At 61.9% G+C, this 19,991-nt stretch carries 16 protein-coding genes; 6 read left to right on the plus strand and 10 right to left on the minus strand.

The window, feature by feature from the left end; all coding sequences use genetic code 11:
- The first annotated feature begins 342 nt into the window (after nucleotides 1–342).
- The 3 genes from ASC63_RS15920 to ASC63_RS00015 all read left to right on the plus strand — a co-directional run bounded on the left by ASC63_RS15920 (nucleotide 343) and on the right by ASC63_RS00015 (nucleotide 4,009).
- Complete coding sequence (locus ASC63_RS15920; protein WP_082486917.1) at nucleotides 343–783, plus strand: zinc-ribbon domain-containing protein; 441 nt, start codon at nucleotides 343–345, stop codon at nucleotides 781–783.
- 247 nt (nucleotides 784–1,030) lie between these two features.
- Nucleotides 1,031–1,915 (plus strand): sugar phosphate isomerase/epimerase family protein, encoded by an 885-nt coding sequence (locus tag ASC63_RS00010; protein WP_055808561.1) that lies wholly within the window; start codon nucleotides 1,031–1,033, stop codon nucleotides 1,913–1,915.
- A gap of 27 nt (nucleotides 1,916–1,942) precedes the next feature.
- A complete protein-coding gene (locus tag ASC63_RS00015; RefSeq protein WP_055808563.1) occupies nucleotides 1,943–4,009 on the plus strand; it encodes a bifunctional rhamnulose-1-phosphate aldolase/short-chain dehydrogenase in 2,067 nt (688 codons plus the stop codon).
- A gap of 93 nt (nucleotides 4,010–4,102) precedes the next feature.
- Here ASC63_RS00015 and ASC63_RS00020 read toward each other — a convergent pair whose 3' ends face one another.
- The 7 genes from ASC63_RS00020 to ASC63_RS00050 form a co-directional block, all read right to left on the minus strand.
- On the minus strand, nucleotides 4,103–4,804 hold the full coding sequence (locus tag ASC63_RS00020) for an L-ribulose-5-phosphate 4-epimerase (RefSeq protein WP_055808565.1): 702 nt from the start codon (nucleotides 4,802–4,804) through the stop codon (nucleotides 4,103–4,105).
- A complete protein-coding gene (locus ASC63_RS00025; protein WP_055808567.1) occupies nucleotides 4,801–6,489 on the minus strand; it encodes a ribulokinase in 1,689 nt (562 codons plus the stop codon). Before ASC63_RS00025 ends, ASC63_RS00020 begins: the two co-directional genes overlap by 4 nt.
- Before the next feature lie 71 nt (nucleotides 6,490–6,560).
- Nucleotides 6,561–7,613 (minus strand): autoinducer 2 ABC transporter substrate-binding protein, encoded by a 1,053-nt coding sequence (locus ASC63_RS00030; protein ID WP_055814507.1) that lies wholly within the window; start codon nucleotides 7,611–7,613, stop codon nucleotides 6,561–6,563.
- A gap of 75 nt (nucleotides 7,614–7,688) precedes the next feature.
- On the minus strand, nucleotides 7,689–8,696 hold the full coding sequence (locus ASC63_RS00035; protein ID WP_055808569.1) for an ABC transporter permease: 1,008 nt from the start codon (nucleotides 8,694–8,696) through the stop codon (nucleotides 7,689–7,691).
- Nucleotides 8,693–9,721 (minus strand): ABC transporter permease, encoded by a 1,029-nt coding sequence (locus ASC63_RS00040; RefSeq protein ID WP_082486920.1) that lies wholly within the window; start codon nucleotides 9,719–9,721, stop codon nucleotides 8,693–8,695. The genes ASC63_RS00035 and ASC63_RS00040 overlap by 4 nt, the downstream gene beginning before the upstream one ends.
- Nucleotides 9,718–11,313 (minus strand): sugar ABC transporter ATP-binding protein, encoded by a 1,596-nt coding sequence (locus ASC63_RS00045; protein WP_200936689.1) that lies wholly within the window; start codon nucleotides 11,311–11,313, stop codon nucleotides 9,718–9,720. Before ASC63_RS00045 ends, ASC63_RS00040 begins: the two co-directional genes overlap by 4 nt.
- 107 nt (nucleotides 11,314–11,420) lie before the next feature.
- Nucleotides 11,421–12,383 (minus strand): sugar-binding transcriptional regulator, encoded by a 963-nt coding sequence (locus tag ASC63_RS00050; protein ID WP_162242857.1) that lies wholly within the window; start codon nucleotides 12,381–12,383, stop codon nucleotides 11,421–11,423.
- 115 nt (nucleotides 12,384–12,498) lie between these two features.
- Between ASC63_RS00050 and ASC63_RS00055 the strand changes: the two genes are divergently transcribed.
- Nucleotides 12,499–13,512, plus strand: a complete 1,014-nt coding sequence (locus ASC63_RS00055; RefSeq protein ID WP_055808576.1) for an NAD(P)-dependent oxidoreductase — start codon at nucleotides 12,499–12,501, stop codon at nucleotides 13,510–13,512.
- Nucleotides 13,513–13,807: 295 nt separating this feature from the next.
- Entirely contained in the window at nucleotides 13,808–14,659 is an 852-nt protein-coding gene (locus tag ASC63_RS16155) for a hypothetical protein (RefSeq protein WP_157487523.1), read from the plus strand.
- Nucleotides 14,660–15,180: 521 nt separating this feature from the next.
- Here ASC63_RS16155 and ASC63_RS00060 read toward each other — a convergent pair.
- The 3 genes from ASC63_RS00060 to ASC63_RS00070 form a co-directional block, all read right to left on the minus strand.
- Nucleotides 15,181–16,332 (minus strand): LCP family protein, encoded by a 1,152-nt coding sequence (locus ASC63_RS00060; protein ID WP_235491677.1) that lies wholly within the window; start codon nucleotides 16,330–16,332, stop codon nucleotides 15,181–15,183.
- Between the two features lie 296 nt (nucleotides 16,333–16,628).
- Nucleotides 16,629–17,270, minus strand: a complete 642-nt coding sequence (locus ASC63_RS00065; protein ID WP_200936692.1) for a zinc-binding dehydrogenase — start codon at nucleotides 17,268–17,270, stop codon at nucleotides 16,629–16,631.
- 247 nt (nucleotides 17,271–17,517) lie between these two features.
- Nucleotides 17,518–18,618 carry a DNA glycosylase AlkZ-like family protein gene (locus ASC63_RS00070; protein ID WP_055808580.1) on the minus strand — a complete coding sequence of 367 codons (1,101 nt, stop codon included), beginning with the start codon at nucleotides 18,616–18,618 and terminating at the stop codon, nucleotides 17,518–17,520.
- Nucleotides 18,619–18,726: 108 nt separating this feature from the next.
- Here ASC63_RS00070 and ASC63_RS00075 point away from each other — a divergent pair, with 108 nt between their 5' ends.
- The gene (locus ASC63_RS00075) at nucleotides 18,727–19,911 is read left to right on the plus strand and encodes a MarP family serine protease (protein WP_055808582.1); all 1,185 of its coding nucleotides are present in this window, start codon (nucleotides 18,727–18,729) and stop codon (nucleotides 19,909–19,911) included.
- Nucleotides 19,912–19,991 lie beyond the last annotated feature (80 nt).

Genomic DNA, 19,991 nt, shown 5'->3' on the forward strand with positions numbered 1-19,991 from the left:
GGCCTCCGTGGCGTCGACTTGAGTGTGGTAACCCAATCGATACCGGAGGTCCTCACCTTTTTAGCTCACGCCACGCACACAACCTCCGTGGGAAGAACACCTAGTTCGGACAAAAGTGCGTGATAAGTCCTCGCATTGCCACGAAACCTCGCTCTCGAGCCCGGATTGGTTGCATCTGGCTTTAGACCGAAGCGCAAGCCAGTGAAACCCAATCACGGACTCTGACTGGTTCGTCAGCGCACCTGTTATCGCAAAAACAACTACCGCTGCCCCGTCTGCTCCACACGCACCGTCCGCCCCGGGGTGAACTGCCTACTGATCACCCACCCCGAGCAGGCGGCCATGTGGGCCGACGAGTGGTCCGAACGCCGCTCCCCCACGTCACTGAACGGAAGCCTCACACCCGCCCACGTAACCCACGGCGAACGACGGGAAGTGTGGCGGCTCTGTGAAGGTAGCCACGAGTATCGGGCAAGACTCGACAAGGCCACCACCGGCCAGCGCTGCAACATCTGCACCAGCCGAAAGTTCAGCACCGGCGACAACGACCTCGCCACCGTCGAACCACTTCTGGTCTTGGAATTCCGCCCCGAGCGCAACCCGACGGACGTAAGCGACACGTTCGCCAGCGACCACGTCTTCTGGTGGAAGTGCCTGATAAACAAGCAGACCACCCACAAACCGTCCAGAATCGTCGCCAATCCAAGAGCTGCCCTCAATGCCCGAAGAAGACCGAGTGCTCGTCTACCTCCACGCTGCGTAGTGAAAAAAGCATTGCATTGAGGCACTGGGAACCGGCCGTCTGGTTACGAATGGACGCCGATGCACGGAATGGTTGGCCACCCGCGTCTCGCGATATCACTGCCGGAGCTAGCACTATCTCCTCTGCCCTCACAGACCCCGTGATCATATGTTCAAGCTATGAGCATATGATTGACCAATCGCTCGCCCGCTCCTACGCTTGGGAACCGAAGCATGCTTATCCCCTCGGGAGTGAGCAGCCCTCTTCCGGTTCTCAAAGGAGCGACAGATGACGTCATACCCCAACAAGATCGGGGCCCATGGCCTCGTCTGGGCCGGAGGCTGGTCTGAGCCTGAAGCTCGTTTCTCGATTGAATCGACGAAACAGGCTGGCTACGACATCATCGAGATCCTGCTTATGAACCCGGCAAGCATCGATACCAGAATGACGCGCGGGTTGCTCGACGAATTCGACGTGGAAGCGACAGCTTCTCTCGGTCTGGCTCTCGAAACCGATGTCAGCAGTGAGAACCCGGACCGTGTCGCTGCCGGGCGCGCCAAGCTCAGCGAAGCCTTCAAAGTTGCTCGTGATTTCGGTGCCACTTACGTTGGCGGGGTACTTTACGGTGCCCTCGCCAAGTATGCGGCGCCCGTCACGGAGAAGGGGCGTGAGAATTCGATCGACGCTGTTCGCGGACTTTGCGACGAGGCGGCGGATTCAGGAGTCACGCTCGGGCTGGAGATCGTGAACCGCTACGAGTCGAACCTGCTCAATACCGCTCGCCAGGCCGTGGACTATGTGCGTGAGGTCGATCGCCCAAACCTCGTCATACACCTCGACACTTACCACATGAACATCGAGGAACCCGATAACTACAGCGCTGTGCTCGCGTGCGCAGATCTACTCGGATACGTCCACGTCGGAGAGAGCCACCGGGGCTACCTGGGCAGCGGCAGCGTTGATTTCGGCGGCCTGTTCCGTGGCCTCTCGGCCATCGGTTACTCCGGTCCGATCACCTTCGAGAGTTTCTCGTCGAAAGTCGTCATGCCGGAGCTGTCGACGACTCTAGCGATCTGGCGTGATCTCTGGGACGACAGCATGGATCTCGCGACGCAGGCCAGAGCGTTTATCGACGCGCAATTGCGCGGTGTCGCATCGATCGCTCAGCACTGATCTCACCGCTCTCACAGGAAGCCTCGCATGACCGACTCGCAGCACACTTCTGTCTCCGACCTGCTTAGGCGGAGCCATGCGCTTGGCGCAGATCCGCGCTACACCAACTACGGGGGTGGCAACACGTCGGCCAAGGGTACGGTGACCGATCCAGCGACCGGGGAGCAGGTCGAACTGCTCTGGGTCAAGGGCTCCGGAGGCGACCTTGCCACCCTCGAGGAGAAGGGCCTTGCGGTGCTTCGGCGAGACCGTGTGCTCAAGATGAAAGCGGTCTACCCCGGGCCGGATCGTGAAGATGAGATGGTGGCAGCCTTCGACTTCTGCATGTACGGCAAGGGCGGGGCCGCACCATCGATCGACACTTCGATGCACGCGCTGGTTGAGGCGGCCCACGTCGACCACCTGCATCCGGATGCCGGGATCGCGATTGCGACATCCACCGACGGCGAGGCGCTCACTAACACGATCTACGGAGACGCTGTGGTCTGGGTGCCGTGGCGCCGGCCCGGTTTTCAGCTCGGGCTCGACATCGCGGCGATCAAGGAAGCGAATCCCGCAGCGATCGGCTGCATCCTTGGGGGGCACGGTATCAGTGCGTGGGGCGACACGTCAGCAGAGTGCGAGCGCAACTCACTGACCATCATCGAGGCGGCCGAGGCCTACATCGCCAAGCACCGAACCGCGATGCCGTTTGGCGGCGCGCGTGAGGAATTCGGTCCTCTCGATGCAGACGCGCGGCGCACTCGCGCCATCGAACTCGCCCCGACCCTTCGCGCCATAGCGTCAACCGACCGACCGATGGTGGGCCATTTCCATCAGACCGACGAACTCTTCGAATTCATGTCCTCGGTGAAGTTCGAGGAGCTATCTGCTCTTGGCACGAGTTGCCCCGACCACTTCCTTCGCACAAAAGTACGTCCCCTCGTTCTCGACCTCGCCCCGACAGCCGGTCTCGATGAAACCGTCGCACGCCTCAGCGAATTGCATGAAGAATACCGGGAAGAATACCGTCGGTACTACGAGGCCTATGCAACGCCCGAGTCTCCCGCTATGCGCGGGGCCGACCCAGCAATCGTGCTCATACCCGGCGTGGGCATGTTCAGCTACGGCAAAGACAAGCAGACCGCTCGCGTCGCCGGCGAGTACTTTCTCAACACCATCAACGTCATGCGTGGAGCTGAAGCCCTCTCAAGCTACAAGCCGATCCCCGACTCGGAGAAGTTCCGGATCGAGTACTGGTCACTCGAGGAAGCGAAGCTCGCGCGAATGCCCAAACCCAAGCCGCTCGCAACGCGCATTGCGCTCGTCACCGGGGGCGGTCACGGCATCGGCCGGGCGATCGCCCTGCGACTCGCAGCAGAAGGCGCGTGCGTGGTCATCGGCGACCTCAACTACGAAAATGCGGTGTCCGTGTGTGACGAAATCGCCGCCGCCACTGGAGCCACGCAGGTCTCAGATGTCGCCATCCCCATTCGCATGGACGTAAGCGATGTGAGCGAGATCACCACCGGTGTAGGCGACGCGCTTCTCGCGTTCGGAGGGCTGGACCTGATTATCAACAACGCGGGTCTCTCGAAAAGCGCCTCGCTGTTCGAGACCACAACTGCAGACTGGGATCTAATGCACGACGTCATGGCGCGCGGTGCCTTCCTGGTCTCGCGAGAAGCCGCGAAGGTGATGGTGCCGCAGTCGCTTGGAGGCGACATTGTCTATATCTCCTCGAAGAACTCAGTGTTCGCCGGGCCGAATAACGTCGCATACTCCGCCGCCAAGGCAGACCAGGCCCATCAGGTTCGGCTGCTCGCCGCAGAACTGGGTGGGCACGGCATACGGGTCAACGGAATCAACCCGGATGGAGTCGTGCGAGGTTCTGGCATCTTCTCGAGCGGCTGGGGAGCGAGCCGCGCAAAGGTCTACGGTGTGGCAGAGGAGGATCTGGGCGAGTACTACGCGCAGCGCACGCTGCTCAAGCTCGAGGTCGTGCCCGAAGACGTAGCGGCCGCCGTCGTCGCGATCGTAGGTGGGGACCTCGCGAAGACCACGGGCCTCAACATCCCGGTGGACTCGGGTGTCGCAGCGGCTTTCCTCCGCTGACGCCACAACGGGAGTCTCAGTCACCGCAGTCGACCTCGGAGCCAGCAGCGGCCGGCATCTGATTGAGCTACGCGACGAGCACTCGCGCTGAGTTCAGTCGACGAAAAGGCTGCCCTGGGGCTCTTGGCCGTAAACGTTCTGATACCGGTTGAACAGCGTGTCGATTGCCGCGGCGGGTATTGCCAGAGGTGTACCAAGCTGGCGGGAAATGTGCACCGTGCGCGCGACGTCTTCGACCATCACAGCCGCCTTGACCGCATCCCTCGGATCCTTGCCGATCGTGAACGGCCCGTGGTTCTGCATGAGGACCGCTCGCGAGCGGTGCCCGCGGAGAGTCGCGACGATCCCCTCCCCAATCGACTCGTCGCCGATGATGGCGAACGGACCGACCGGAATCGGGCCGCCGAACTCATCGGCCATGCCCGTGATGACGCAGGGAATCTCCTCACCCCGCGCCGCCCAAGCGGTCGCATAGCTCGAATGTGTGTGCACTACGCCGCCTACCTCGTGCATGTGGCGGTAGACGTAGGCGTGGGCTGCAGTGTCACTTGACGGTCTACCGTCGCTGCCTGAGCTACCTTCGACGACCGTGCCGTCACGGTTGCACAGGATCAGGTTGTTGGGAGTGAGGTTCTGGTAGTCAATTCCACTCGCTTTGATGACGAACTGATCGGTCCCGGGGACGCGACCAGAAATGTTGCCTCCCGTCCACATCACGAGGCCGTAACGCACGAGTTCGGAATGAAGTGCCGCGACTGTCGATCGGGTCTCTGTGATGATCGTCGACTCCGTCATGAGGTCGCAATCCCTCTCAGACTCTTGTCGCGCAGATCGAGCAAAGACTTCATAACGCTGCCGAGCGCGCCGTCTGCCGCGAAGCTATCGTGCAAGCTGACAAACTGCTCGTACAGGCGGTCATAGCTTGCAGCGCGGTCGGCATCGGGTCGGTAGACGAGGTCGGTGAAATGCACGAGGACGTCTTGGGCGGCCTCTATGGACGGGAATTCTCCGGCTGCGACGGCGGAGACGATTGCGGCGCCGAGGGCGCTGCCCTGCGTCGTTCTTGTTGTAATCACTTGGCGGCCGAAGATGTCCGCGTATGTCTGCATTATCCAGGGCGCGTGGCTCGGCAACCCGCCAGCCGCGACGATTCGATCGAGCGGTGCGCCGGCATCCTCGATGGACTGCACGATGCGGCGCGCACCGAACGCGGTCGCTTCGACGAGCGCCTTCAGGATGTGGTGCTGTTCTGTGTGAAGCGTCAGGCCGACGATCAATCCAGAAAGCCTCTGATCGATGAGGATCGATCGGTTGCCGTTGAACCAGTCGAGGGCGAGCAGACCGTGTTCGCCTGGGGCGAGCGCGGCCGCTTGAGCGCCGAGGTCGGAGAGTGCTACGTCGACGTTCGGGCGGCCCGCAAGTTTGTCGGCGAACCAGTTGAAGATGTCTCCGACAGCAGACTGGCCGGCCTCGACGGTAATCTTGCCTGGCAGCATCGAGTCATCGAATAGCCCGCACATGCCCTCGATCACCGGGTACACACCGTTCGCAGGTTCGTCGATGACGGTGACGTCGCAAGTGGAGGTGCCCATGACCTTGACGAAGGTGCCGACTCTGGCACCGCCCGCAACACCTGCGGCATGCGCATCGAAGTGTCCAACGGCGACCGGCGTACCGGCCTGAAGTCCTGTGAGTTCCGCCCACTCCGGCGTCACCCGTCCGGCAAGTTCTGTCGTCGGGTAGGCGACGTCGTAAAGGCGCGACCGAACCTCTGCAAGCTCGGGAGCGAGTGCCGTAAGAAACTCGATGTCCGGAAGGCCTCCCCAGCGGTCCGCATAAAGCGCTTTGTGCCCGGCAGCAGTGATGCTGCGCTTCAAGACCGCGGGGCTCGATGTTCCGGTGAGCTCGCCAGCGAGAAAGTCACACAGTTCTACCCAGGATTCCGCGGCAGCGAAGACGTCAGGTGCGATGTTGAGACAGTGCCAGATCTTGGCCCAGAACCACTCGGCCGAATAAGTCCCACCACAGGCTGCGATCATGTCGGGACGCATCCGCCGTGCGGTCGCCGTGATGGCGCTCGCTTCGACATGTGAGGTGTGGTCCTTCCACAGCCATGCATATGCTGCCAGGTTTCCGGCGAAGTTCGGGTGGAACGCTAATGGCTGGCCGTCAGAGTCGACGGGAAGAGGGGTGGAGCCGGTGGTGGCGAAGCCGATGGAGACCACGTCCGATGGATCAAAACCCTCGATCTTCGCGGCGGCCGAAGCGAGTGCGTCGGAAATGGTAATTCTGAGCCCATCGAGGTAGTCGCGGGGGTCCTGCCGTGCAACGTTTGGATCTGTCGCTGAGATGATGACGCCACCCTCACCTGAGCGGTAGTGATACACCGCTTCGACGACTTCGTCACCGTTCTCGAGGTCGACAAGAATGCTGCGGCATGAGCTCGTGCCATAGTCGATCCCCAACGAGTAGCGAGCCATTTCGATCCGTTCATGTTTCGAGAAAGGAGCAGCGAGCGCCGTACTGCGGCGCCCGCTGCTCCGGATATCACCTAGAAGTTGTACTTGCTGATGTTGTCCTTGGTGAAGATCAACGGCTTGTTGTAGTCCACTTCACCATCCTTGCCGACTGTGTACTTGCCGTGCTTTCCTGCATCGACAACCTGGCCTTCTTTTGCCGTGATCTTGCCAGTCGCAAGCTGATACGCGGCAGTCGTTGCGATGTATCCGAGCTCGGCAGGATCCCACATGGCGAATGCCTTCGCGTCGCCCTTGTTGATGAAGTCCTTCACGGAACTCGGAAGGGCAAATCCGGTCGCGAAGACCTTCTTCTGCAGACCGGCGTTGACGATCGCTTGCTCCGCCGCGGGGGCGGATACCGCCGATGACGAAATGATGACCTTGAGGCTCGGGTTCGCCTGGATCAGGTTCAGCGCGATGTCCTGGCTCTTCTGGGCGTCGTCACCCGCGAACTGCACGGTGTCGATGTACTTGAACTTCGAGTACTTCGGGTCCGTATCGATCAGGTGCTTCATGATCTTCACGTGGGCTGCGTGGTTCACAGCCGTCGGCGCTGCCGAGATGAAGGCAACGAGGCCGCCATCCGGCGAGTCAAGCAGCGCCGCGTTGAGCATCGTCTCTGCGGCGAGTTGGTAATCAAGCTGGTTGACGAACAGGTCACGAGCATCGACGGCAGAGTCGGCATCGTAGGTGACGACCTTGATACCTGCTGCGCGAGCCGATTTGAGCGAGGGAGCGACGGCGTCGCCGTCAATGGCACTCACGACGAGCGCTGCCGGCTTCTGCGGGATCGCATTGGTGAGCGTCGAAATCTGATCGGTAGCGGTCGGCTTATCGGATCCGATGTAGTTGAAAGTGAAGCCCTCGTCCTTGGCTGCTGCCTCACCGCCCTTGCGCGCCACCTCGAAGTAAGCGAGGCCAGTGAACTTGGGAGCCATGAATATCTTGATGTCTTTACCGGTGGGGGTTCCACCAGACCCGCTGGTAGGCGCGGTGGAGGAACATCCGGCCATGACGATGATGGTTGCGACGGCAGCGGCGATCCCAATTGCCGTGCGACGTCCTTGTCGAGTACGTGTAAACATGTTGACCTCTCTGTGGTGATACACCGCGTATGCAGCGCTTGGGTTTTCCTGCAGGTACTGAATTGACGAATCGGGCTAGTGCACTGCCTCTTCTCGCACTACGTCCGGTTCGACGCCTACCGCAGGTCTTGATGCCGCGATCTTCTTGCGGACGATGTCGATGACGCGCGGAACCCCGATACTGCACACGAGCAGCGCGCCGATTACGAGGGTCTGGCTGGTGCCAGAGACATTCGCGAGCTTCATCCCGATCTGAATTGTTCCCAGCAGCACAATTGCGAGGAAGACGCCAAGCGCGCGCCCGGAGCCGCCCTTGATGGAGACACCACCCAGAACAACGGCGGTAAGCACAAAGAGGATGCTTCCATCGGCGTTGTCACCGCGTGCGGACTGGTATTGAGCCAACCAGACATAGCCGGCGAGTCCACTCGCCACTCCCGCGAGGGTATAGGCGCCGACGCGCGAGGCAGAGACGGAAAGCCCGGCCATCCGGGATGCGCTGGCGTTGTTGCCGATGGCATAGCTGTTGCGACCAAATCGCGTCGCCACGGTAAGCACAGCGAAGACAACACCGACCACGAGGGCGAGGACGACTGTCATCGGCACGATGCCTACCCATGTTGAACCAAGCGAAACGTAGCTCGGTGGGATGCCGGTCACACCGGCATCCCCGGCAAAGAGATAAGCGATGCCCCGGTATGCGCCCATTGTGCCGAGAGTGACCGCCAGCGACGGAAGTCCAACGACGGCCACCAGTACTCCGTTGAGTGCGCCGAGGAGCCCACAGATCACGAGAACGAGTGGTAGCGCCACTGCGAGTGGTATTCCCAGCTGTGAAAATCGCCCGAGAAGCACGCTTCCGACAGCGAGGGTCGACGCGAGCGAGATGTCGATCTCGCCCTGCAGGATGATTGGGAACAGTCCGAAAGCCATGAGCGCAAAGATCACGAAGAACCCTGCCGAACTCAGCAGGTTTACCGGATCGAGGAAGTACGGCGAAAGGAAGCTCGACCAGATACCGGCGAGCACGATGAGGACGACAAGCAGAAGTTCCCAGCTATACCGGCGGATATTGGACCTCATGACTCGACCTCCATGATGCGGCGACGGGTGCCGCTCCCGACGACCCTGCGCTGCACTATCGCGTCGACCCACACGGCCGCGATGATCGCCGCGCCCTGGATGAGCAATCGGTAGAATTCCTGCACCTCGAGGAGCACGAGGCCGTTATTTATGGTGGCAAGCACAACAGCTCCGATGGCCGCGCCGATGACGCTTCCCGAACCGCCCCAGATGCTGACACCGCCGATAACGACGGCCGCGAGCACCTGCAACTCGATTCCATTGGCAAGCAGGGAGTTAATATTTCCTACCTGGGCGCCAAGCAGGAGTCCTGCAACGGCAGCGATGATACCCGCGCCCATGTATGCGCCGATTACGATACGGGTGCTGTTCAGGCCGTAGAACCGTGCTGCTTTCGGATTCGATCCGTAGGCATAAAGCTTGCGCCCCCATGGTAGCTTCGCCAAAGCGATCGCGATTATGGCGATGATAACGGCAGAGATCCAGACATACGCGGGTAGTCCGAGCCAGATCGTTTTTGCCAGCGTGCTCATCCAAGGCGGCAAGGTGCCGCTCGTGACCTCGGTTGCGTTGGCATAGACAGAAACGAATCCGCGGTAGATCGAGAGTGTTCCGAGCGTGGCAACGATCGACGGGATCTGCAAAACGGTGACGAGGATCCCGTTGATGAACCCGAGGAGCGCCCCGATCACAATTGCCATGAACACGACGAAGGGCTGCAGGCCGTCGTTCTTGCCAGCCAAGTCATAGACGACATAGGCGGTGAGGCCCATGATCGAACCGACCGACAGATCGAGGTTACCGGTCAGGACGACGAGCGATTGGCCGGCCACGGCGATCGCAAGAATCGCTGCGGTGAACAGCACGCTGCGGCCATTCCCAAGCGTGAAGAAGCTCGGCGACAGGACGCTGAAGACGACAACGAGTATCACGAGAAAGACAACGACGCCGAGGAAGCGCACACGAAGCGCTGCACTGCCGCCGGAGAGGCTGAACCTCCTCCTCACGGGGGTAAAAGCGGTCATGAGGTGACTTCAGCTTTCCTGCTGGTCGCCGCGGCGAGAACGTTCTCTTGGTTTGCATCGGCAATGTCGATGTCGGCGACGAGGCGACCGCGCGAGATGACGAGGATGCGATCGCTCACAGCAAGAATTTCGGGCAGGTCAGAGGAGATCATGAGGATCGCGAGTCGCTCTTTGCGAGCAAGGTCGCGCATGATGGTGTGCACTTGGGCCTTCGTGCCGACATCAATGCCGTGCGTCGGCTCATCGAGCAGAAGAACCTTCGGGTTGGTAGCAAGCCAACGGGCAAGTGCCACCTTCTGGCGATTCCCTCCCGAAAGCGAACTCACGAGATCCGAGATGAGTCCCTTGATGCTGAGATCGGTGCGCTGCCGGACCGCAAGCTCGCGCTCACGGGACGGGCGCATGAATCCGAAGCGCGTGAGCCCCTTGAGGCTAGGCAGGGCTACGTTTTCAACGATGGACATGGTCGAGATCACCCCGTCGGCGTCCCGGTCCTCGGGAAGGTACGCGACGCCCAGCGCGCTCATCTGTCCCGGACTCTTCGGTGAGACGAGCTTGCCGTCCACACGCACTTTTCCGGATGGGTGTGCGCCCATCCCGAAAATGGCCTGGGCGATCTCCGAGCGTCCTGATCCGACAAGTCCAGCGACTCCGACGATCTCGCCTTCATACACATCAAAGCTGATGTCATCGAAGGTGCCCGCAAGGCTGAGGCCCGAGACCGAGAGCCGAGCGGAGCCGAGTGCGTCTTCGCGAGCGACGGCTTCGAGCGTGACGGAGCGCCCAACCATCAGTTTGATCATGCTCACGTCGTCGAGTTCGTTCGCAGGCGAGGTCTGCACGTGCTGTCCGTCACGCAACACGGTGATCGTGTCGGCGAGGATGCGCACCTCCTCCATCCGATGCGAGATCCAGACGACCGTCGTGCCTTCCGACTTGAGGCGGCGTACGACCTCATAGAGTTTGCTCGCTTCCCCAGGAGTGAGGGCACTCGTTGGTTCGTCCAGGATGAGGAGTCGAAGATCCGACGAGAGAGCGCGTGCAATCTCGACGTATTGCGATTCCGCAACCGTTAATCCAGCGACGAGAGCGTCAACATCAAGCTCGAAATCGAGACGCTTAAGAAGTTCTCGCGCTTTGTCACGCATGGTCGAAGCACGGACAAAGCCAGACCGCGTCGGGTACTGGCCGGTAAAAATGTTCTCCGCGATCGACAGATGCGGGAAGAGATTGGGATCTTGGTAGACAGCGGCCACCCCAGCAGCACGAGCCTCCAGCGGGCTACGGAAGCGCACGACCTCGCCGTCGAGCAGCAGGTCGCCTGTGTCGGGTTCGAGTAGACCCGTGATGATGCCGACCAGGGTCGACTTACCAGCACCGTTCTCTCCGACGAGGGCATGAATCTCGCCAGGCGCGAGGTCGAAGCTGACATTTGTGAGGGCGTGGACGGCTTCGAAACTCTTGGAGACGCCATTGATCCTGAGTCGCGGAGAACATCCCGCGTTGCGATTACTTTCGCTGTTCGTCACTGTTGAACAGGCCCTTCTGCTGACAGCCGGTTGGTCCTGCTGGACACGGCGAACCATCGTCATCGACAGGCTGACGCTAACAAGATCTTCGCAGACAGTCAAACATCTGCTCAGAGAATGAACATATGTTCACACGGAGACAATGGCCCTACCTGCGGAAGCGACGAAAGTTACATCTCTGCGAGTCTGCGCGCGACGTCTTCGGTGGTGATGAGGACGTTCACGTACCCACCCGCGAGGGCGCCGAAGATGGCTTCTGTCTTATCCGAACCCCCGGCGACCGCGATGACGTTCTTCATCGAGCGAAGTTCCCTGATTTCAATGCCCACCCGCACTTTCTGCAGGTCTGTTGCAAGCACGCGCCCCGACTGGTCGTAAAACTCCCCGATAATGTCTCCGACTGCACCGTCCGCTTGGTAACTTCGAATCTGCTCTTCTTTAACTATGCCATTCTGCATAATCGTTGCGCTTGCGAGTGCGGCGCCCACCCCGATGATGGTGGCGTCCGCCCGGCGAGCCGCTTCAAGCACGCTCGTGACGGCCTGTTCCGATCGCAACGCTGTCGCGACCCTTGGGGTCGATGCCATAAGCGGTGCAGGAATGAACTGGATAAAATCCGAGATGCCATTATTGGTCGCGCCGCTCACCTGGCGCGTGTAGGCCTCGATGCCGCCGGTAAGTGTTGCGAACGTCACTCCGTTGAGGCTTGCCCGCGTCAGGGCGAGCAGGCTTCGGAGCACAGTGTCGCCCCAGCCGACTCCGATGATCGCCCCCGGCGTCAGATAACGTCGCAGATATTGCGCGCCTTCGTGGCCCAGTCGCGAGTTCGTGATCTCGCCAGAGAGCGCCTCGCCCGGCTGAGGGAGGATAACCACCTCGTCGAGACTGAATCGATCCCTGATCGATTGGGACAACTCCAGTCCGCCGATTCCCGAGGTCGCGATCTCGATGGTCACAATTCCCGTCGATCGAGCCCGCTCGAGCAAACGGGCGACCGTCGGACGAGAAACGTGAAGGCGAGCAGCAATCTGCGCTTGGGTCAGATTGTCACGGTAGTAATACCAGGCAACTCTGACGAGTTTCTCGCGTTCGGCGTCCGCTACGTCGCGGGATGCTCCATAAATCTGGGCCAATGAGGTTTCCTTCGTCTCTTGCACTGAATCATAAGGGAATCAAGGCCGTGAGCATATGCTCATGCCCTGAACCGATGTGTGTATAGACTGCTGTTTGCCCCAGGAGGAGACACAGATGTCGAAAGCAGCTCTTGTCATCGGGGACGGCTACATGACCGTCGACGCGATGGCCCCACTCAATGCGCTCGCACCCGACCTCGAACTGCGGTTCCGCGCCGTCAACCCGGATGACCGGCCGGAACTCACGGGAATCCGCGAATATCAAGGCTCCCCCGACGTCATCAGCTCGTGGCTGACAGACGAAAGCGTGCTTGTCGTGCATGCAGCCCCCGTTACGCGAGCCCTGCTCGAAGCCCATCCACACGTGCGGATGGTTGCTTGTCTGCGCGGTGGCCCGGTGAACATCGACGTTGCAGCAGCCCGAGAACTCGGCGTAGTCGTCACGAACACCCCCGGCAAGAACGCAGAGTCCGTAACCGACCTGACTCTGGTCTACATTCATGCCCTCCTCCGCGGGGTCATGGCAGCCCAGAACTCGGTCAAGGAGCGCGCTCGCCTCGGGGAGACCCACCTTGATTCCACATTCGAAGGCGGCAAATGGATTGCGCGCGAGCCGCGCGGCCTCACGATCGGACTGGTGGGTTACGGAGCAATCGGCAAGCTCGTCGCGCGCGAAGCAGAATCTGTCGGAATGACCGTCGTCGCCCACGACCCGTACTTCCTCGGCGAGACAGGCACAGTCGAACTGGTCGATCTCCCAGACCTGGCTGCGCGCAGCGACGTAGTGAGCATCCATGCCAAATACACGCCGGAGACGCACCACCTCATCGACTCCGACTTCGTCATGGCGATGAAGCCGGGCGCGGTGTTCATCAACACCGCACGCGAAGGCCTCGTCGACGAGCAGGCACTCGTTGACGGATTGACGAGCGGTCGCATCTCCGGTCTCGCTCTCGACGTATGCGAGCCGAACGGGCTATGGCCGGTGCTTGCAGTGCTGCCCAACGTGATTCTCACACCGCATCTGGGCGGGGCGACCGTGCAGACACAGCATCGAGGCATCGCGATGGCAATGGCAGACATCCAGTCGTTCCTTGCAGGAGAGCCAGTCGCCCACTTAGTCAGCTGACCCCCGCCGAGCCCATTTATTGCTCGAGTCGTGCGCTATTCGAGATTCCCCTGCCATTCGAAGGGTGATTCCGCGCCACCTCGGGTGAGATCGCCACCCGCTGGGCGTAGAGGACGGAGACCTCGCGCGGATCGGGGTGAGCGGCTGATGGTTTGCACACTCGCCATCGACCTCGTACCCAGAGGCGAGCCGTATATGTATCGCTGGTGACAACTCTGAATGGTGCCGCAGTCTCCGCCCGTAAACATTGTCGGGCAATTCCTGACCAGCTATGATCCTTAACTGAGGTATCCCCATGTTTTCTGCGTTGCGTTCTTGCGTTATCGTTGCGGCGGCGATGGCGCTCTCGCTGAGTGGATGCGCGCCGAACAACGTGAAGCAAGGAGAATCCGGCGCGCTGCCGATAGCAACCGTAACGATTCCTGACGCGATCGGGTTCGTGGCATCGACTGCACTCGAACTCATCGAGGTGACCGGACTGCACGCTCAACTGTTGGCGTCGGATGCGACAACTGTCGACTTGAGCAATCCGGAGACTCTGGAAGTAAAACGGGAGGTTCCCGCTCCAGGAAGTGAAGCTCAGCGCGGCAGCATCGTCACGCTATATGTGCAAGGAAGCCCGTCTATGACCGCATCTGTCTCAGCGCCATCGCTGCGACCGCTGCCTGCACCTAAGCGCACCGCCGCCCCTGAGCCTCCCCCGCCAGCGCCAGCGCCAGCATGCCCAACCGGCCAAGTGGTGTTCAGCGTCCTATCCGGGTGGTTCGCAAACGTCAGCGGGGACCCGCACTCACCCGCCTATTTCGGCTTCGCAGCTGGACTAGTCACAAACCATAGCAATCTGACGGTTCAGATTAGCTTCCCACCAGGCGGCTGGGCTACGGACGACAAAGGGCACAGGCTGGTTCCATTTGCTGGAACCTGGAAGAACGGCACGCCGAACGCTATTCCTCCAGGCGGAAGAGCAACATTCACCTTGAATACCAGCATCGGTTACCCCTTGGATCTCGCTCAGTCCGCTTCGCAGTTCACGACGAACGAAAATGGAGCCAACCTGGCGACGTTCACCTCCGCCGTCCCGGGCGGGTGCTCACATCAGGCATCGATCGTCGACAGCCCACCGGTCGCGGCCGTCGCGCTTGAGTAAGCGGCTGCGACATTTCTTCTGATGCCTCCAACAGCCCACCAACGTTGGTCCGGCAACGAACGCGACGGCCCTGTCCACCGAACGTCGTGTGGCTAATAGTGAGATCGGGAGCCGCTTGTCCGAAGTATGTTGGCAAAACTCGCCCCCACTTCAAACTGGAAATCCGCGTGATTCCGCCTGTCCGGCGATGACAATTTGTCCGAACTAGATTGTCACGTCACACTTTTTGTCACGTGACACCCTAGTTCGGACTTGTGCCACCTAGTTCGGACAAATGATTCTGTTAGGGCCTGTCATGGTCGGCGCACCGCGACGCTGTTCAGTTTGTCCATGAAGCGTTAGCGCCGTCCCCGTGCCTGTTCCGGTCAGAGCGCTCCGGGGGAGCACACAAAGTCTTCATCCTCATTCACCTGCGCCCTCGACCTACTCTCCAACTCAATGTGTGCAGAGGTGGACGATCCTTCGAAACTCTCAGTGACCATCGACACCACTAGCAGCGATTGATGCGACGAGTTGTGTCCTCAGCCGGTGCCGCTGGCGCAGGTTTCCGTCGCAGCGGTTTGACCGTGGATCGAGTCCGGCAGTTGCACGGTCGGCGGCTGGCTCGAACTGGGTTTGGATGTGCTCGTCTTCCCACTGGTTGGCATCGACGATGGCGTCGACGTCGGGCTGGGCGTCTTCACTATGGATCCCTGGTCACCGGCGCCGGTCCCGCCAGTGATGGCGATGGGCTGATCTTTGGCGATCGCCTCGAACAGTACGGACGCCGCAGCGGTATCCGGCACCACGCGATTGGGGTTGTCCGGATCCTCGAGCGACGGGTATTGCAAGAAAGCCACATTGTTCATGTTGATGTCCTTCACCGCCATCGCGATCTGATACATAGTGGTGAGGTTACTCAACTGGTCAGAGAGAAAGACATTCTGGGTCGCTGCCTTCGCCAGTCCCCAGACCTTTGCAGGGTTCGTGAGTGTGCCCGAGCTCCTGATGGTGCGCAGGAGGGCGGAGAAGAACACCATCTGGTTGCTGATCCGGCCAAGATCGCTTCCGTCCCCAACTCCTTCACGGGTGCGGAGAAAATTTGCCGCCTGCTGGCCTTGAAGCGTATGTATGCCCGGGGCGAGATGCAGATTGTCCGAAGCTGGGTCGTCGATGCCTTTACCGCCGATGCACACGGGCACTCCGCCGATCGCGTTCGACATCGCTACGACCCCATTGAACTTGAGCACACCGGCAAACGGGATGCTCTTGATGCCAGTGAGGTCCTGGATCGTCAGCACCGTGCAGGGCAGCCCGCCTGTCGCGAGCGTGGTATTGATCTGTTGCTTCGATTGCGCATATGTCGAACCACCCCCAGGGATTGGGCACGACGGAATATGGATCATCAAGTCGCGCGGGAAACTCACGACGGTCATATTCGAGTGGTCTTGCGCTAGGTGCAGCAGCAGGGTCGTGTCGTTGTTGCCTTCCCCGGAGCTGTCCGTCAAGGGGCCGTAGACGCCGCCCTGTCCGGAACGGGTATCCGTGGCGGTGACCAGAATGTTCACCCCACCCTTGAGCGCGCCAATATCCGGAATCTGCTGCTTCGACTCTCCGACAAGGTGCACCGACTTGTTCGCGCCCTTCGCCAAGTCGAATACGGCGTATGCACCAACCAAGACCGTGCTGACCATAGCGACAGCCGCAACAGAAGCGATGAGCTTCCCGAGTGTCCGCCATGGGTTACGGCGCGGGAGTCGTCCGTGTCGGGCGATCCCAGGTGAGCCGCGCCTCGATCGGGGACGCAATTCGTTCATCAGAGAACTCCAACCATCGAGTCTCGGGGTCTTTCGTGACACGCAACTCCACGCGCAGACTCCGCAACAGCATGGCTACCCGATTCTAACCAGCCGCGCATCCTGCTCGGTGTCATTTCCCGTGGAAGACAAGATGTTCTAGTCTCGCGCGGTGTATCACTGCGCGTACGTCATCACGACGATCTTGCGGCCCTCGTGCAGACCCTGGTCGAAGCGTCGGTGCGCGTCGACGATGTGCTCGAGAAGCCGCGATAGTCGACGACGCTGACTCGGTCGCCGGGGGCGACCGTCGCCGATCGCGGGTCGAGGAAGCCCGCTGCCACCAGAATTCCGCCGGTGCGTGTCGCAGCCAGCAGATCTCTCTGCCCGGGACCGCGGACGAGATCGAGCACGATGTCGACGCCCGCACCGGCGATCCGCTGCTGAAGGGCGGGGCCGTGATCGCCGCGGGCAGTCACGATAACATCCGCAGCGCCGGCGGCACGCAGCGCATCGCTCTTCGAGGCATCCCGTGTGATGGCGATTGGAACCGCACCGATACGGTGGGCGATCTGGAGTGCCGCGCGCCCGACGCTGCCGGATGCCCCGGCGATGAGCACGCGATCGCCGGCGCGCATCCTTGCGGTCTTGACGAGCGCTCCGTACGCCGTGGAAAACCCGACCCAGATCGCCGCCGCCTGCGTGACATCCAGCCCCGCGGGTCGGGGCAGCAGCGCCGTGGCAGGCAACGTGGTGTGCTCGGCGTAGCTGCCGTGGGCAACGGCATCCGGAATCGCCGTGATGATGACAGGGTCGCCCACCTGCAGCGCGGTCACGCCGGGGCCGACGGCGTCGATGACGCCCGTACCTTCGACGCCGATGCGGGAGCGGGTCGGCGAGCCAGGCGTCGGCAGGCGTCGGCAGGCGACCCGAGCGCATCATCGCATCAACGGGATTAACCGCGAACGCCTCGATTCTCACTCGCACCTCGCCCGCGGCAGGATCCGTGAGCGGCTCCCTGATGATCTGCAGGACCTCCACCGCGCCGAGAGATGTCAACCCAAGGTCGTGCCGGGTATGGAGCTATTCGGTCAGGGCGCGCTCGTCCACGTCGAGGCCCAGCCATGTTGCCAACTCGGTGATCTCTGCGTGCACGGCGGCCGTCGCATCCGGCGTGAATGGCGTGTCTTCGTGGATCGCGTTGATACGCAGCACGCCGGCCTTGCGGTCGGCTACCGCGTCGAGCTTTCCGATCAAGCGATCCCCGTGCAGGATCGGCAGCGCGAAATAACCCCACCGACGGGCCGGGACGGGCTTGTACATCTCCAGCAGATATTCGAAGTCGAAGAGATCCTGCGAGCGGATGCGATCGTGGATGAGCCTGTCGAACGGGGACAGCAGCGCGGTGCGCCCCTGAAAGCCCGCGGCCGTCGCATCCGGATCGACGCGCCACTCGAACGTGCTGCCCTCCACGCGCGCGGGCTCACCGGCCTCGCCGACGTCGCCGGGGCGGGCAATGCCGAGCGCGCGCAGCCGACGTTCGTCGCGGATGAGCTTCGCCTGCGCCTCCGGCACCACCTCGATCGCCGCCGGATACACCCGCTCGGCGAGGTCCCACACACGCTGACGTGCGATTCGCCCGACAGCCGCGACCTCACCCCGGCCGTTCAGCAGTTCCAGCATCCTGGTGACATTCTGGTTGTCTGACCAGCCCGAGGTCGCCCACGGCTGCACGCTCGTATCGGCGATGTCCCGCGAAAGCAGGGGGCCCGCCTGCCGCAGTCGGTCGAGCACGTCGCGCCGGAAGGGCTCGTTCACCTCGAGCCATCGACGGTGCGCCGCGAAGGGCGGCCACGTCGACATCGAATCGAGGAGAAGCCCCAGATCGGATGTCGGTCGGATCATCGCGAACGGCGGCTGCCTCGGGTCGTCCTGTGCCTTCAGTTCGAACAGGGTGTGATCGCGCTCGATGGCCTGCTGCAGATGCTCGGGCTGGTGCGACGGGCCCAGCCTGGCGAAAGCAATCAGATCGGCGCTCGGCGCGACGGCGGCGGTCGGGTCCAACTGCAGAAACGTCAGGTGCCTCACGAGCTCGAGCAGATCCGTCGGACGATCGGCGTCGAGCCGTTGCGCGCGGATGGCGATGCGGCGAGCCTCCTGCCGCTTCAGCTGCCGTACTGTCATGAATCCACGCTAGCCGCCCGGCCAATCCCCAGCATGTGCGACAACGAAACAGTTATGATCCGTCTCGTCACTGTGGGCATCCGGCCCGCCTGAATGAGGGAGGTACCGATGTCTGCCTCGCTCGTTCTCGACATCGTTCTTCTGCTCATTCTGGTCGGCTATCTGCTGCACGGGCTGCGCCGCGGCCTGCTGCTGAGCCTCGGCGGAATTCTCGGCATAGCCGCGGGGGCGGTCGCCGCCTTCTTCGTGGTGCCGCTGGTGGTGGCGGGGGTGGCCGACGACGCCTGGCGGGTTCCGCTCGTGCTGCTCGTCGCGCTCATACTGCTGGGGGTCGGCCACGCGCTCGGAAGCGCGGTGGGGCGCATCCTGCGACGCGGGGTCGACCGCACCCCGCTGCGCATCGTCGACCGCATCGCCGGGGGCGTCATCGACGTCGTGGTGGCCGCGCTGCTCATGTCGATGCTGGCGTTCGGTCTGGGTTCGCTCGGCGTTCCGATTCTCTCCACGGCGATCGGATCATCCGCCGTGCTGCAAAGCATCAATCGACTGACGCCGCAGCCGGTGCAGCTGGGGCTCGCGCAGTTGCGTGCTTTGGTGGTTCAGGATGCCAGCGGCCGCGTGCTCGACGTCGCCTCGCCGTACGCGCCCAGCACCCCACCGAACATCAACACCGGCTCGCCGCAACTCATCGCTGCCGCGCAGTCTGTGGTGAAGGTCACGGGCGTCGCGTACGCGTGCAGCCAGACCCAGTCCGGCAGCGGCTTCGTGGTGGCGCCGGGGCGCATCATCACGAATGCACACGTCGTGGCCGGCGTGACGCAGCCTGTTGTGCAGGCATCCGACGGCAGCACCGTGACCGGCGAGGTCGTGTACTTCGACCCGGCGCACGACCTGGCCGTGATCAAGGCCGACGCCCTGACAACACGGCCCCTGGCGCTGGCCGGGAGTCTCAAGGAGGGCGATAAGGCGGTGTTCGACGGCTACCCGCTCGGCGGGCCGTTCCAGTCCAACCCGGCGGCGGTGCGCGGCGTTGCCACCGCGGCCGTGCAAGACATCTACAAGCAGTCCGCCACCCCCCTGCAGATCTACAGCCTGGCCGCCCGCGTGCAGCAGGGAAATTCGGGAGGACCGCTGCTGACGCTCTCCGGAAAGGTTGCGGGTGTGATCTTTGCGAAATCCGCCGACGGTAAGGCGATAGGTTATGCGCTCACGAACCAGGAGCTCGCGCCCGTGGCGGCGAAGGCCAGGGCTGCGACCACGCCTGTCGCCGCGGGGCACTGCACGCGAGGCTAAAAGCAGAGCGGCTGCGCGTCGAGGGGTCGTCGGGCGCGCATCCGCTACCCAAATAAACCGCAGGATGATACTTTAAATAG

This window comes from Leifsonia sp. Root112D2 (assembly GCF_001424905.1).
Classification (GTDB): Bacteria; Actinomycetota; Actinomycetes; order Actinomycetales; family Microbacteriaceae; genus Root112D2.

What these genes read in the sequence shown, in the direction of transcription:
- ASC63_RS00070 (WP_055808580.1), bottom strand. Translation starts at nt 18,618, where the DNA reads ATGACAGTACGGCAGCTGAAGCGGCAGGAGGCTCGCCGCATCGCCATC.
- ASC63_RS00010 (WP_055808561.1), top strand. Translation starts at nt 1,031, where the DNA reads ATGACGTCATACCCCAACAAGATCGGGGCCCATGGCCTCGTCTGGGCC.
- ASC63_RS00035 (WP_055808569.1), bottom strand. Translation starts at nt 8,696, where the DNA reads ATGAGGTCCAATATCCGCCGGTATAGCTGGGAACTTCTGCTTGTCGTC.
- ASC63_RS00025 (WP_055808567.1), bottom strand. Translation starts at nt 6,489, where the DNA reads ATGGCTCGCTACTCGTTGGGGATCGACTATGGCACGAGCTCATGCCGC.
- ASC63_RS00055 (WP_055808576.1), top strand. Translation starts at nt 12,499, where the DNA reads ATGTCGAAAGCAGCTCTTGTCATCGGGGACGGCTACATGACCGTCGAC.
- ASC63_RS00030 (WP_055814507.1), bottom strand. Translation starts at nt 7,613, where the DNA reads ATGTTTACACGTACTCGACAAGGACGTCGCACGGCAATTGGGATCGCC.
- ASC63_RS00040 (WP_082486920.1), bottom strand. Translation starts at nt 9,721, where the DNA reads ATGACCGCTTTTACCCCCGTGAGGAGGAGGTTCAGCCTCTCCGGCGGC.
- ASC63_RS00015 (WP_055808563.1), top strand. Translation starts at nt 1,943, where the DNA reads ATGACCGACTCGCAGCACACTTCTGTCTCCGACCTGCTTAGGCGGAGC.
- ASC63_RS00045 (WP_200936689.1), bottom strand. Translation starts at nt 11,313, where the DNA reads ATGACGATGGTTCGCCGTGTCCAGCAGGACCAACCGGCTGTCAGCAGA.
- ASC63_RS16155 (WP_157487523.1), top strand. Translation starts at nt 13,808, where the DNA reads ATGTTTTCTGCGTTGCGTTCTTGCGTTATCGTTGCGGCGGCGATGGCG.
- ASC63_RS00020 (WP_055808565.1), bottom strand. Translation starts at nt 4,804, where the DNA reads ATGACGGAGTCGACGATCATCACAGAGACCCGATCGACAGTCGCGGCA.
- ASC63_RS00060 (WP_235491677.1), bottom strand. Translation starts at nt 16,332, where the DNA reads ATGGTCAGCACGGTCTTGGTTGGTGCATACGCCGTATTCGACTTGGCG.
- ASC63_RS15920 (WP_082486917.1), top strand. Translation starts at nt 343, where the DNA reads ATGTGGGCCGACGAGTGGTCCGAACGCCGCTCCCCCACGTCACTGAAC.
- ASC63_RS00075 (WP_055808582.1), top strand. Translation starts at nt 18,727, where the DNA reads ATGTCTGCCTCGCTCGTTCTCGACATCGTTCTTCTGCTCATTCTGGTC.